Below are 12,720 nucleotides of genomic sequence, written 5' to 3' on the forward strand. Positions count from 1 at the left end.
TGAGAAAAGCTAAATTACAATAGCTTAGAAGTAAAGGAGGTGGTTTTCTTAAGGGTGAAAAAATAATTTTTTAATAGACAAAGATTGACGAAATGAAGAAGAAATAGTTTTGTCAGTTGCGTTTATTCAGAAAAAAGTAGGATGAAATATTTAGGAGGTAGAGAGATGGTAGGGATTATCCTAGCAAGTCATGGCGAATTTGCTGAAGGTATCTTACAATCTGGCGCAATGATTTTTGGAGAACAAGAAAACGTTAAGGCTGTCACCTTAATGCCAAGTGAAGGTCCAGATGATTTGAGAGCAAAAATGGAAGCGGCAGTTGCATCTTTTGATCATCAAGATGAAGTATTATTCTTAGTCGATCTATGGGGCGGTACGCCATTCAATCAAGCTAACGGCTTGTATGAAGAGCACAAAGAGAATTGGGCAATCGTTGCTGGTATGAATTTACCAATGGTGATTGAAGCTTATGCATCCCGTTTATCAATGACGTCTGCTCAAGAAATCGCAGCACATATCGTTACAACGGCAAAAGATGGGGTGAGAATTAAACCTGAAGAGCTAGAACCTAAAGAAAATATGAATACCGCAGTTGCAGAAGGTGAACAAACAAAAGGTACGCTTGCCCCAGGTACGATAGTTGGTGACGGGAAAATCAAGTTCGTTTTAGCCCGTGTAGATTCTCGTTTATTACATGGTCAGGTAGCGACCGCATGGACAAAGTCTACACAACCAAATCGTATTATCATCGTTTCAGATGCAGTGTCTAGAGACGACCTTCGTAAGAAATTGATCGAACAGGCGGCACCACCAGGGGTTAAAGCAAATGTCATTCCAATTAGCAAAATGATTGAAGTTGCAAAAGATCCCCGTTTTGGTAACACGAAAGCACTATTATTATTTGAAAAACCACTAGATGTCCTCAGGGTTATTGAGGCGGGGGTGGATATTAAAGAAGTTAACGTTGGTTCTATGGCTCATTCAACCGGTAAAGTTGTCGTTAGTAAGGTGCTTTCTATGGGACGAGAAGATGTTGAGGCTTTTGAGAAACTGAAAGAAAAAGGCATTCAGTTTGATGTACGGAAAGTACCTAATGATTCTCGTGCAAACATGGATGACATCCTAAAAAAAGCGGAGGTTGAATTAGCATAGTGACATGGAAAATTCAAATGAAATGGAGGGACCATAATGTCGATTATACAAATCGTTTTAGTAATATTAATTGCTTTTCTAGCTGGTATGGAAGGGATATTAGATGAATTTCAATTCCATCAACCACTAGTGGCATGTACATTAATTGGTTTAGTAACAGGCAACTTGGAGGCTGGTATTGTTCTTGGTGGTACACTTCAAATGATTGCACTTGGGTGGGCAAATATCGGGGCAGCCGTAGCGCCAGATGCGGCATTGGCATCTGTTGCATCAGCAATTATTTTAGTATTAGGCGGACAAGGTGTTAGCGGTGTTGCATCAGCAATCGCAGTAGCGGTTCCACTTGCAGTCGCAGGCCTTTTCTTAACAATGATCGTTCGTACACTTGCTGTCCCTATCGTACATATGATGGATACGGCAGCTGAAGAAGGAAATATTAAAAAAATTGAAATGTTACATATCGCTGCGGTGTGTTTACAAGGGATTCGAATTGCCATCCCTGCAGGAGCGCTTTTATTTATTCCTGCACAAAGCGTGCAAGCATTCTTGGAATCGATGCCAGCATGGTTAACGGACGGAATGGCTATTGGTGGTGGAATGGTTGTTGCTGTTGGTTATGCATTAGTTATTAATATGATGGCAACAAAAGAAGTATGGCCATTCTTCATTATTGGTTTCGTAATAGCCGCCATTTCTCAATTAACACTTATTGCACTTGGTGCGTTGGGTGTGGCTTTAGCTCTTATTTACTTGAGTCTTTCTAAAATGGGTGGTTCTTCAAATGGTGGCGGCGGCAACTCTGGCGACCCACTTGGTGATATTTTAAACGACTATTAATTCAGAAGGAGGAGAAGAGAAATGGCAGAAAAAATTCAATTAACAAAAAGAGATCGCTTAGCCGTTGCATGGCGCTCTACATTTATTCAAGGTTCTTGGAACTATGAACGTATGCAAAATGGTGGCTGGGCCTTCTCGATGATTCCAGCAATCAAAAAATTATATAAATCAAAAGAAGATCGAAAAGCCGCGTTAAAACGTCACTTGGAATTCTTCAATACGCATCCTTATATTGCTTCGCCAATTCTAGGAGTTACATTAGCACTTGAAGAAGAACGTGCTAATGGTGCAGAAGTTGATGATGTGGCAATTCAAGGGGTTAAAGTTGGGATGATGGGTCCTTTAGCCGGTGTTGGCGATCCAGTATTCTGGTTTACTTTACGTCCAATGTTAGGTGCTTTAGGGGCATCATTAGCAATGGGTGGAAATATCCTTGGGCCAATCCTTTTCTTCTTAGCTTGGAATTTGATTCGTTGGGGATTTATGTGGTATACACAAGAATTTGGTTATAAAGCCGGTTCTAAAATCACTGATGATCTTTCAGGTGGATTATTACAAGATATTACAAAAGGCGCATCAATCCTTGGTATGTTCGTACTTGCTGCCTTAGTAGAGCGGTGGGTATCAATTAAATTCCAGCCAGTCGTATCTGAAGTTCAGTTAGATAAAGGTGCGTATATTGACTGGGACAAACTTCCTGGAAATGGCGAAGGGATTCGTCAAGCTTTTGAACAAGTAAACTCAGGAATGGCACTTTCACCTACGAAAATAACGACATTACAAGATAACCTGGATCAATTAATTCCTGGTTTGGCGGCATTACTTCTAACATTTTTATGTATGTGGTTGCTTAAGAAAAAAATCAGCCCAATTGTTATTATTCTTTCCCTATTCGTAGTTGGGGTAGTTGGTCACGTAATCGGACTTTTATAATGAAAATTGCTGCTGCTTTCAATTTTTAAGGTTTAGTAATTTTTGAGATTGAAGTGTAGTTTAGTAGCAGACTTTTTTAGCCTGTGAATCGCACAAAAAGTGGTTGGAGATTATTGTTTCAGCCACTTTTTGTATGGATTTAATTGTTTGAAGAAACGATTAATAAATAAGATAGATGAGATGGGGCGAATATGATGGTTCAATCAATTAATACAAAGGTAGATTTCGTAATAGATGCCACCGCTTTTACGGGACTTACGGATTATGGGAAAATTATGATTGGTGATAAAGGATTTGAATTTTATAATTCTCGTGATGCGCGTAAATTTATTCAAATTCCGTGGGCGGAAGTAGATTACGTGATAGCCTCTGTGATGTTTAAGGGGAAATGGATTCCGCGTTATGCGATTGAAACGAAGAGAAATGGGACCTTCACCTTTTCTTCTAAGGAACCTAAGAAAGTTCTTCGGGTTATACGAGAATATGTAAATCCAGATCATATGGTACAATCCCTAAGTTTCTTTGATGTTATGAAACGAGCTTTTAAGTCGATAGGTAAAAAGAAATAATGGAATGAAAAGAAGGGATGTACTTTTCATCTCCAGATTCATAAAGAAACGCCATCCTTTTGTTTATTTTTTATCTTCCTTCCAGTCTTATTTTATAAGAAAAAGTAAGTTCTGATTGTTAGCTTGTTCTATTTTGCAAGATACAAACTTACAATAATAAGAGACAGGCAGCATAGAGGAGGAGATACCGTGAAGAAAGTTATTGGGTGGTCACTTTTTTTGTACGTTGGTTTTGCATTGTTTATATATTGGTATTTATTTGGGTGGAATCATGAGGTAATTCCAAGTATGTATAAGGGAACGAGTGCTGATCCAGAGACGTTTATGAATGCGAAAGAATTGACATTAAGTCAAGATTACTCACGCGTGAAAAATTTACTCTTTTTTTTAGCGACACCTCTTGAATGGATCATTTTATTGTTTGTGCTCGTTTTAGGGATATCCAGTCGTTTTGAAACATGGTCAAAAGAAACGACGAAAGTACGGGTCATTCAAGTTGCGATTTATCTTTTTTATTTATCATTACTTACAACTGCTCTTGCGCTGCCACTCGGGTGGGTGGGGCATCAAATATCAATTGATTACGGTATTTCAACACAAACAACAGCGAGTTGGATTAAAGATCATGTCATCGATTTTTGGGTAAATTATATTACGATGCTTCTCATTGTTTCTGTCCTGTTATGGCTCATTCATAAGTTCCCGAAGCGATGGTGGTTAGCTGGCTGGGCTTTATCTGTACCGTTTACAATTTTTTTAACATTTGTACAGCCTGTTTTAATTGATCCGTTATACAATGATTTTTCTACACTGCAAAATAAAGAGTTAGAGGAGAAAATTTTAGCAATTGCAGATCGGGCGGATATTCCAGCTGAGCATGTATATGAAGTGAACATGTCTGAGAAAACAAATGCACTAAATGCATATGTAACAGGAATTGGATTAAATTCTCGAATTGTATTATGGAATACAACGCTTGAGCAATTAAAAGATAAAGAGATTTTATTTATTATGGCTCATGAAATGGGACATTACGTCATGAAACATATATATTGGGGCGTGGCGAGTTATATTGTGCTCTCGTTTGTCGGAATGTATGTAATTAGCCGCATTATCAATATGTGCCTAAGGAAATGGGGAGATACATTGCGCTTATCAAAGAAGGCTTGTTTTTCGATTCTTCCATTATTTCTTCTTATTTCCTCTGTATTGTCTTTTGCGGTAAGTCCGCTATCAAATTATGTATCTCGCATAGAAGAACGGGCGGCGGATCAATACGCACTAGATATGACGAAGGATGGAAAGTCTGGTGTAAAGACGTTTCAATATTTATCGAAAACGAGTTTAAGTCAAGTGAATCCACCGGCGCTAGTGAAGTTTTTCTTATATACACATCCGCCAATTTTTGAACGGATCCATGTGTTTGAGGAGTATGAGAAACAGAAGAAATGAGAAGCAGCGGTGGACGCTGCTTCTTTATTTACATATAAGTTTAGGGAAAGAGAGAAAACCTTTTCTTTTTTGTGTGGAAGAGAGGATCCGATCATGCATAGGAGCGGTCAGTGCCTATTTTAGTCCCATGCGGTGTTAACACAAAAAGAGAAAAAGAGAGGAGGTTATTTTTTGTTTAGATCGCCGTGATATAAATATGGAAACCCAAAAAAGATGAAAGTGAAAAAATAGACTACCCATGAATAACAAATCAGTTGTAGCTGTTTAGATACAACTGATTTGTTATGTTCTTCATCTTACAATGTTAGTTTATGAAGTATTTTTGATCAATCACAAAAGGGTATAGGATTGAGAGGCTTACAGAACCATTCCCCTAAATCTACAATTCTTTCGTTATATCATATTTCAATAATTGTCGCCCTTCATGGAACTTCTCAAAAATGACACCCATTAAGTAGAAAAAGAATAGACCAAAACAGATGTGAATAAGTGTGAATGTAACTCCAAATGAAGCAAATTCATAGACAAGAACCGGTAATTTTGCAGTTGTCCAAACTCCTAAAAAGAATACAATGTACCGTACGCTTGCTCCTTTTTTTAACAAAAGTGCCGCGATCGGAAAAGCTACGTAAAGGGGACCCGCTGCAATGCCTCCTAATAATAGGGAGAACAGGATACCATAGATACCAGATGTTTGGCCCATATATTTAATTAAAGTTTCTTTCTTAATCCATTGGTCAAGCAAACCTACGAATATTAAGACAGGAGGAAGTAGAAACAGCATATCTAACATGCTTTTGCCTGTTAATTGAAATGCGCCCCATCCTGCTGATTTGTTTATAAACGTTAGTATAACGAGGCAAAATAATAAAATGAAAAAGAACCGATATTTTCTTAGTTCAATCATCCCATCACCACCCAAATAATATACGAAAATAGGAGAGACATTAGTACTGCAGAGGCATTGCGAGAATAGGCAAAACTCCGCCCAAATATTTTTTGTTCCATCGGTAAAGTTGTGATTCCTACTGACATTAATGTAGACATTAATGCGGCTACTTGAGGAAGGCCTGCACCATTATGGAGTAGTGTATTTCCAAGAGGGAAAACAACAAAGCTTGGAATTAGCGCAACAGAGCCGATTATTGTTGAATAAACAATACCCATCAATCCAGACTTTTCTCCAATGATGGAAGAAATGAAGGATGGCGTTACGATAGATAAGGATAGTCCAACGAAAAGCATAATTGCTAACGTGTCAGGTATAAGATTACAAAACATTTTCCATGACTTTAATAGCGCTTCTTTTGTTTTATTTCGATCTTTTATAAAAGAAATGCTAGTAAGAATGATTGCTATCGTGTAAAGGATCGCGCCATTAATCATGATTCGATCCCTGCCATTCGTTATATTTATTTAAGAAAAATGATAAGTTTTTCATTTTTTCTTCAATATCTAGCTGAAACGTTTCTAATTGTTTTTGTCCCGCTGTAGTAATTTTGTACATCTTTATTAGTTTATCTTGATCAGATGTATCTAAATAAGATTCAACGGCACCTTCTGTCTCTAATTTTTTGAGTGTACGATATAGGATGGCACTATCAATGGGGTTAACGGGAAGCTCTTCTTCACACTTCTGCAGAAGTTTTCCCCCATAGCTATCACCCTCTGTTAAAAATAGTAAAAGAAATGCACCTGTATGTCTGCCAGTATGTTTCATAATATAACCTCCTAAAGTGAATATAAAAATATTTTTTCAAAAGAAATAAATAACTGTTAGTAACAGTATACTGTCAAAGACAGTAATGTGTTACTGGCAGTATATCTTGAATAAAATTCCATGTCAATTTAAAAATAAAAAACGTATTTTTGAACAAACTTGATGCTAAAGCTATCGGAAGATTCGCCCATGCCGAGCTAACAAAAGAGGAGGGCATCTTTTGTTTTAGTAAGGGTAAAAAGTAATACTTTTGAATAAATGGATGTTGTAAAAATGGATTAATTTTCAAATAAACCCTTCCTTTTCTGAAAATTTGTTATATAATATAAAACATAAAATCAAATCTGTTATAAAACAGTTTGAAAAGGGGATGCTAATATGTCGACGCAAACTTCACGAGTTACGCTCGCTTCAGAAGTATTACCGGCGTATGGAGAAATTTTGACATCGGAAGCGCTCGCTTTTTTGAAAGAGCTGCATGAGAATTTTAATACACGCCGCATGAGTTTACTGCAAAAACGTGTGGAAAAGCAAAAAAGAATTGATGCAGGGGAATTTCCAACCTTTTTACGAGAAACAGAACATATACGTGCTGGAGAGTGGACAATCGCTCCGCTTCCAAAAGATTTAGAAGATCGCCGGGTGGAGATTACAGGGCCAGTAGACCGGAAAATGGTCATCAATGCTTTAAATTCTGGTGCGCATCTGTTTATGGCTGATTTTGAAGATTCTAATTCGCCAACATGGCACAATGCGATGGATGGCCAAATTAATTTAAGAGACGCAGTGAAGGGAACGATTTCATACAAGACCCCGGGTGGTAAGGAATATCGTTTAGGTGACAAAACCGCTGTACTTATCGTGCGTCCGCGCGGCTGGCATTTAGAAGAAAAACATATGTTAGTTGGCGGAGAAAAGATGTCAGGTAGTCTCGTTGATTTTGGTTTGTACTTTTTCCATAATGCGAAAACGTTATTAGAAAAAGGGAGCGGACCATATTTTTACTTACCGAAAATGGAAAGTTATTTAGAAGCGCGGCTGTGGAATGATGTGTTTGTTTTTGCGCAGAAGTATATCGGGATTCCAAATGGAACAATTAAGGCAACAGTTTTATTAGAAACAATCCACGCTTCTTTTGAAATGGATGAAATTTTATATGAACTTCGCGACCATTCGGCGGGATTGAATTGCGGACGTTGGGATTATATTTTTAGCTTCTTAAAAAGTTTTCGGAACCATAATGCTTTCTTACTTCCGGACAGAGCGCAAGTTACAATGACGGCTCCGTTTATGCGTGCGTATTCTTTAAAAGTAATTCAAACGTGCCATCGCCGGAATGCACCAGCAATTGGCGGTATGGCAGCACAAATACCAATTAAAAATAATCCAGAGGCAAATGAAGCTGCTTTTGAAAAAGTCCGTGCTGATAAAGAACGCGAAGCTTTAGACGGGCATGATGGGACTTGGGTTGCCCACCCGGGACTTGTACCAGTTGCGATGGAAGTATTCAATTATATTATGAAAACACCAAATCAAATTTTTAGAAAACGCGAAGAGGTTTATGTAACAGAACAAGATTTGTTAGAAGTGCCGGTGGGAACGATTACAGAAGAAGGGCTTCGGATGAATATTAGCGTCGGCATTCAATATATTGCCTCGTGGTTAAGCGGGCGCGGAGCAGCACCGATTTACAATTTGATGGAAGATGCAGCGACGGCAGAAATTTCAAGGGCGCAAGTATGGCAATGGATTCGTCATGAGGGCGGGAAATTAGATGATGGTCGTAATATTACGTTCTCTTTAGTAGAAGAGTTTAAGGCGGAAGAGCTAGCAAAAATAGAACGAGAGATTGGTAAGGAGCGGTTTGAGAAAGGTAGATTTATAGAAGCAACGAAATTGTTTACGAATTTAGTACGAAATGATGAGTTTGAAACATTTTTAACATTACCGGGTTATGAAATTTTATAAAAAAGAAAAGGGGATGGAAGAGATGACAAACGAAAGAGTACAAAAGTTACAAGAAAACTGGGAATTAGATGAGCGCTGGAAAGGGGTAACGCGTCCGTATTCTGCTGAAGATGTAATTCGTCTAAGGGGATCTATTGACATTGAGCATACGTTAGCGCGCAAGGGAGCAGAAAAACTTTGGAAATCGCTTCATACAGAAGATTATATTCATGCCCTTGGCGCATTAACAGGCAACCAAGCGATGCAACAAGTAAAAGCTGGGCTAAAGGCTATTTATTTAAGCGGTTGGCAAGTAGCAGCGGATGCCAATCTATCAGGGCATATGTATCCGGATCAAAGTTTATATCCAGCGAACAGTGTACCAGCTGTTGTAAAACGTATTAATCAAACATTGCAGCGTGCGGATCAAATTCAGCATATGGAAGGAAAGGACGATGTTGATTACTTCGTACCGATTGTTGCGGATGCTGAGGCTGGGTTTGGTGGGCAATTAAATGTGTTTGAATTAATGAAAGGTATGATTGAAGCTGGGGCATCTGGCGTGCATTTTGAAGATCAATTGTCTTCAGAAAAGAAATGTGGACATTTAGGTGGAAAAGTATTACTACCAACGCAAACGGCGGTGCGTAATTTAATTTCTGCGCGCTTAGCAGCGGATGTAATGGGCGTGCCGACAATTATTGTAGCAAGAACGGATGCCGATGCTGCAGATTTAATTACGAGTGATATCGATCCGGTTGATCAAGAATTTATTACAGGAGGGAGAACGCCAGAAGGTTTCTACCGGACAAAAGCAGGACTTGATCAAGCAATTGCGCGCGGGCTAGCGTATGCGCCATATGCAGATCTTGTTTGGTGTGAAACATCTGAACCGAATTTAGAAGATGCGAAGCGCTTTGCGGAAGCAATTCATGAGAAATATCCAGGGAAGTTACTAGCGTATAACTGTTCACCATCTTTTAACTGGAAACAAAAATTAGATGAGAAAACGATTGCAACTTTCCAAAAAGAAATTGCTTCATACGGATATAAATTCCAATTCGTAACACTTGCAGGGTTCCACGCATTAAACTATGGTATGTTTGAACTTGCGCGTGGCTATAAAGAGCACGGCATGGCAGCGTACTCTGAACTGCAACAAGCAGAATTTGCAGCAGAAGAGCATGGCTACTCTGCAACGCGTCATCAACGCGAGGTTGGAACAGGCTACTTTGATGAAGTAGCACAAGTAATTACAGGCGGAACATCTTCGACAACGGCTCTGAAAGGTTCTACAGAAGAGGCGCAGTTTACGAAGTGAATATAGAGACAGGTGTCCTGAAAAAGGGCACCTGTTGTTTTGGTGTGGGGATTTTTGGAAATAAATATTTTTAAAAAAAATTGTACATTCTATTTTAACTATGGTATGATTATCTCAGTTGAATAACTAAATCAAGCAATCCATATATTATCAAGTGCTGAAAACGAACGAGAAAAAGTATGTGAGAACTGTTTTATGTTTCGTATTTGATAATGTGTGGATTCTTTTTTTATGTATGCAGACTAAAAAAATTTATATTTTCTTTAGGAGGAAATAATTATGACAGTAACAGGACAAGTAAAATGGTTTAACAACGAAAAAGGTTTCGGTTTCATCGAAGTTCCAGGCGGAAACGATGTATTCGTTCACTTCTCAGCTATCACAACTGAAGGTTTCAAATCTTTAGAAGAAGGCGAAAAAGTTAGCTTCGAAATCGAAGATGGCAACCGCGGACCTCAAGCTAAAAACGTTGTAAAACTATAATTTTATAGTACGTGATGAAGAAAGGATGGCTTATGCCATCCTTTTTTTGTTGGGAAACAGGAGCTAGGGGGCTCTTGTTTTTTTGTCGTTTTTTGTTGGTTAGTCGATATCCTTTGTCGAATCGCTCATATATTCAAATTTGCGCCGATATATTGTGAGAAATAATCGATATGTTTGAAAAATCGTTGATAAAACTTCATTCACCAATTCATACGGACCACACTCGTCAGATTACGATGTTTCTTTTTATAATTTTGTAGCATTTCCCTTTCTCCACGGCTTGAAGGATGGCTTATGCTATTCTTTTTTACGTGTTGTATTGAACTACCCCCACCTGCACTTCGTTTAGAGGAAGGGGGCTTTAAGCTGTGGAGTTCTGTAGTTTTGTAAATATGTGTATCAAAACCGGATTTTGTTATGTTACAAATATTTCAAAAAGAAATAATGATGTTTTTCGATCATCATATATCTCTTTTATAGTAGGGAAATATGGAGGTTTTATATGGATATTCGTATGAAGGTATATTATGAAACTTTAAAGTTTTATAAGAAAATGTAAAATATTTGAAAATGAAGCCTATTTTATTTTTTTGATGATACAATTATTTATGCAGCTGCTGTTATGAATTGATAAGAAAAAATAAAGAAGGAGCGGATGTAGGATGGGTGAACAAGCAGAACGCTATGTTGAAAATTATGTCGTAAACAAGAACACTATGGCTTTGCTACCAGTTATTTTAGGTGAAAAACGTATTGTAACGCGAGTGGTTGAAGTAGAAGACTCTTTTTTTATGTTTCAAAAGCCCCTTGATATTGTAGAAAGAAGTTGCCGTAAGAACGGATCTAGCTTTTTAGGCAGAAAAGACGGGACAAAAGAGTTGACAAAGATTACGCATAAAGCACCCATTGCAATTAGCCCAACAGATCAACTTTACTTTTTTCCTACGTATTCTTACTCTAGAAAGGAATGTGCTTGGTTGTCCCATTTTCACGTTGCAAACAATAAAGAATTATTAGATGGCAACTTAATTATTCGATTCATTAACGGGTTCGCAGTGAAACTAGAAATGTCAAAGAGTAGTTTTGAGAATCAGCAAAATCGTACTGCAAAACTGCGGACAGAGTATGAGGATCTTAAAAATAAACAAGGAAAGCTTCATTTTAAGGAAGTCGATAAAGAAGATGAATCCAAATTAAAGCCAGCATATGAACAGGCGTACCTTGTGAAAGAAGCGGACATACAAAAATTATGAAGAACTAGCAAAAAAGGATGGACAACCATCCTTTTTTATCATTTTAACCGTGAAGTTCAATGATCAATATGTAAATCCATTCTGATTTTTCAACATCTAAATTACGGTTATGAAAACGAAAGGAAATCCCCACTTATTTCTTCTGTTTGTTTTTACATGGCATGGGGCTAAAAAGGGAACTGACCGCTACTACACTCGGCCGAATGCTCTCTTCCAACTAAAAAGAAAGGGGTGTGTCAGTTTTTCAATTTGTATTTATATATGTAACATTCTGTCAAATATTGATAGATTATTATACGATAATAATAAAGGATTTTTACATAAAAGTATGGAACATTAATAAATATATCTCCATATGTCGTATCTACCATTTCCTCTTTCTAATAAGCAATGATAAAGTAGGGATAGAAATATAATAAAGGGGTAAATTGTAGAATGGATTTTCAAACAATCAAAGAGTATTTTTCAGAAGAGAATATGGACCAGCTTGTAGAGAGCTATCGGGCATTCGGACCGCTCCTTGGTATTGGCTTACCGATGGTGGAAGCGATTATTCCGGCATTGCCACTTATTGTATTTGTGATGGCGAATGCAGTTGCTTTTGGGTTATGGCTTGGATTTTTGTATTCGTGGATTGGATCAGTTGTTGGTGCATTAATTGTATTTTCGGTGATTCGCCGCTTTGGAAGAAGCCGGTTCTTCTCATTTGTGAATAAGCATCCGAAAGTGCGCAAGGCGATGGGATGGATTGAGCGAAAGGGGTTCGCGCCCATTTTTGTGTTATTTTGTTTTCCATTTACACCGTCTGCGCTGATTAATGTTGTCGCTGGTCTATCACGTATTAGTATAAGACAGTTTGTGTTAGCGCTAGCGCTTGGAAAATTAGTTATGATTTTTATTTTAAGTTACATCGGATATGATTTAACTTCGTTTATTTATAAGCCTGCGAAAACAATTATTGTCATAGGGGTTATTTTTATTTTATGGTATGTGGGTAAAAAAATTGAAGTCAAGCTAGAACTACATTGAGACTATAGGGAGAAGGCATCATGA

Annotated in this window: 13 protein-coding genes; 10 read left to right on the top strand and 3 right to left on the bottom strand. The window is 37.9% G+C overall.

Features of this window, described 5'->3' with window-relative positions; all coding sequences use genetic code 11:
- Positions 1–165 precede the first annotated feature (165 nt).
- The 5 genes from ACX5JI_RS08720 (at position 166) to ACX5JI_RS08740 (ending at position 4,943) form a co-directional block, all read left to right on the top strand.
- Positions 166–1,152, top strand: coding sequence for a mannose/fructose/sorbose PTS transporter subunit IIA (locus ACX5JI_RS08720; RefSeq protein ID WP_459500683.1), 987 nt, complete (start codon positions 166–168; stop codon positions 1,150–1,152).
- A 36-nt stretch (positions 1,153–1,188) separates the two neighbouring features.
- Complete coding sequence (locus ACX5JI_RS08725) at positions 1,189–1,989, top strand: PTS mannose/fructose/sorbose transporter subunit IIC (protein ID WP_459500684.1); 801 nt, start codon at positions 1,189–1,191, stop codon at positions 1,987–1,989.
- A gap of 21 nt (positions 1,990–2,010) precedes the next feature.
- Positions 2,011–2,922, top strand: a complete 912-nt coding sequence (locus ACX5JI_RS08730; protein WP_459500685.1) for a PTS system mannose/fructose/sorbose family transporter subunit IID — start codon at positions 2,011–2,013, stop codon at positions 2,920–2,922.
- Between the two features lie 194 nt (positions 2,923–3,116).
- On the top strand, positions 3,117–3,491 hold the full coding sequence (locus ACX5JI_RS08735) for a DUF956 family protein (RefSeq protein WP_459500686.1): 375 nt from the start codon (positions 3,117–3,119) through the stop codon (positions 3,489–3,491).
- Positions 3,492–3,680: 189 nt separating this feature from the next.
- Positions 3,681–4,943: a M48 family metallopeptidase gene (locus tag ACX5JI_RS08740; RefSeq protein WP_459500687.1), complete on the top strand. Its 1,263-nt coding sequence runs from the start codon at positions 3,681–3,683 to the stop codon at positions 4,941–4,943.
- Between the two features lie 379 nt (positions 4,944–5,322).
- On the opposite strand, the gene ACX5JI_RS08745 is transcribed toward ACX5JI_RS08740, so the two are convergent.
- From ACX5JI_RS08745 to ACX5JI_RS08755, 3 genes are read right to left on the bottom strand one after another with little or no spacing between them, the layout of a single operon-like run.
- A complete protein-coding gene (locus tag ACX5JI_RS08745; protein WP_459500688.1) occupies positions 5,323–5,850 on the bottom strand; it encodes a permease in 528 nt (175 codons plus the stop codon).
- Positions 5,847–6,329 carry a hypothetical protein gene (locus ACX5JI_RS08750; protein ID WP_459500689.1) on the bottom strand — a complete coding sequence of 161 codons (483 nt, stop codon included), beginning with the start codon at positions 6,327–6,329 and terminating at the stop codon, positions 5,847–5,849. Before ACX5JI_RS08750 ends, ACX5JI_RS08745 begins: the two co-directional genes overlap by 4 nt.
- Positions 6,322–6,663 (bottom strand): PadR family transcriptional regulator, encoded by a 342-nt coding sequence (locus ACX5JI_RS08755; RefSeq protein WP_459500690.1) that lies wholly within the window; start codon positions 6,661–6,663, stop codon positions 6,322–6,324. The genes ACX5JI_RS08750 and ACX5JI_RS08755 overlap by 8 nt, the downstream gene beginning before the upstream one ends.
- A 378-nt stretch (positions 6,664–7,041) precedes the next feature.
- On the opposite strand from ACX5JI_RS08755, the gene aceB reads away from it, so the two are divergent.
- The 5 genes from aceB (at position 7,042) to ACX5JI_RS08780 (ending at position 12,696) form a co-directional block, all read left to right on the top strand.
- Entirely contained in the window at positions 7,042–8,631 is a 1,590-nt protein-coding gene (aceB, locus tag ACX5JI_RS08760) for a malate synthase A (RefSeq protein ID WP_459500691.1), read from the top strand.
- 22 nt (positions 8,632–8,653) lie between these two features.
- On the top strand, positions 8,654–9,931 hold the full coding sequence (gene aceA, locus ACX5JI_RS08765) for an isocitrate lyase (protein WP_459500692.1): 1,278 nt from the start codon (positions 8,654–8,656) through the stop codon (positions 9,929–9,931).
- Between the two features lie 279 nt (positions 9,932–10,210).
- On the top strand, positions 10,211–10,414 hold the full coding sequence (locus ACX5JI_RS08770; RefSeq protein WP_003195857.1) for a cold-shock protein: 204 nt from the start codon (positions 10,211–10,213) through the stop codon (positions 10,412–10,414).
- A gap of 662 nt (positions 10,415–11,076) precedes the next feature.
- Positions 11,077–11,667 carry a competence protein ComK gene (locus ACX5JI_RS08775; RefSeq protein ID WP_459500693.1) on the top strand — a complete coding sequence of 197 codons (591 nt, stop codon included), beginning with the start codon at positions 11,077–11,079 and terminating at the stop codon, positions 11,665–11,667.
- A 435-nt stretch (positions 11,668–12,102) separates the two neighbouring features.
- Positions 12,103–12,696: a TVP38/TMEM64 family protein gene (locus ACX5JI_RS08780; protein WP_459500694.1), complete on the top strand. Its 594-nt coding sequence runs from the start codon at positions 12,103–12,105 to the stop codon at positions 12,694–12,696.
- Positions 12,697–12,720: the final 24 nt, after the last annotated feature.

The organism is Bacillus sp. C1, assembly GCF_054570475.1.

Coding starts and splice junctions, on each gene's coding strand:
- ACX5JI_RS08750 (WP_459500689.1), bottom strand. CDS start 6,329: ATGATTAATGGCGCGATCCTTTACACGATAGCAATCATTCTTACTAGC.
- ACX5JI_RS08755 (WP_459500690.1), bottom strand. CDS start 6,663: ATGAAACATACTGGCAGACATACAGGTGCATTTCTTTTACTATTTTTA.
- ACX5JI_RS08720 (WP_459500683.1), top strand. CDS start 166: ATGGTAGGGATTATCCTAGCAAGTCATGGCGAATTTGCTGAAGGTATC.
- aceA (WP_459500692.1), top strand. CDS start 8,654: ATGACAAACGAAAGAGTACAAAAGTTACAAGAAAACTGGGAATTAGAT.
- ACX5JI_RS08735 (WP_459500686.1), top strand. CDS start 3,117: ATGGTTCAATCAATTAATACAAAGGTAGATTTCGTAATAGATGCCACC.
- ACX5JI_RS08770 (WP_003195857.1), top strand. CDS start 10,211: ATGACAGTAACAGGACAAGTAAAATGGTTTAACAACGAAAAAGGTTTC.
- ACX5JI_RS08730 (WP_459500685.1), top strand. CDS start 2,011: ATGGCAGAAAAAATTCAATTAACAAAAAGAGATCGCTTAGCCGTTGCA.
- ACX5JI_RS08775 (WP_459500693.1), top strand. CDS start 11,077: ATGGGTGAACAAGCAGAACGCTATGTTGAAAATTATGTCGTAAACAAG.
- ACX5JI_RS08780 (WP_459500694.1), top strand. CDS start 12,103: ATGGATTTTCAAACAATCAAAGAGTATTTTTCAGAAGAGAATATGGAC.
- ACX5JI_RS08725 (WP_459500684.1), top strand. CDS start 1,189: ATGTCGATTATACAAATCGTTTTAGTAATATTAATTGCTTTTCTAGCT.
- aceB (WP_459500691.1), top strand. CDS start 7,042: ATGTCGACGCAAACTTCACGAGTTACGCTCGCTTCAGAAGTATTACCG.
- ACX5JI_RS08745 (WP_459500688.1), bottom strand. CDS start 5,850: ATGATTGAACTAAGAAAATATCGGTTCTTTTTCATTTTATTATTTTGC.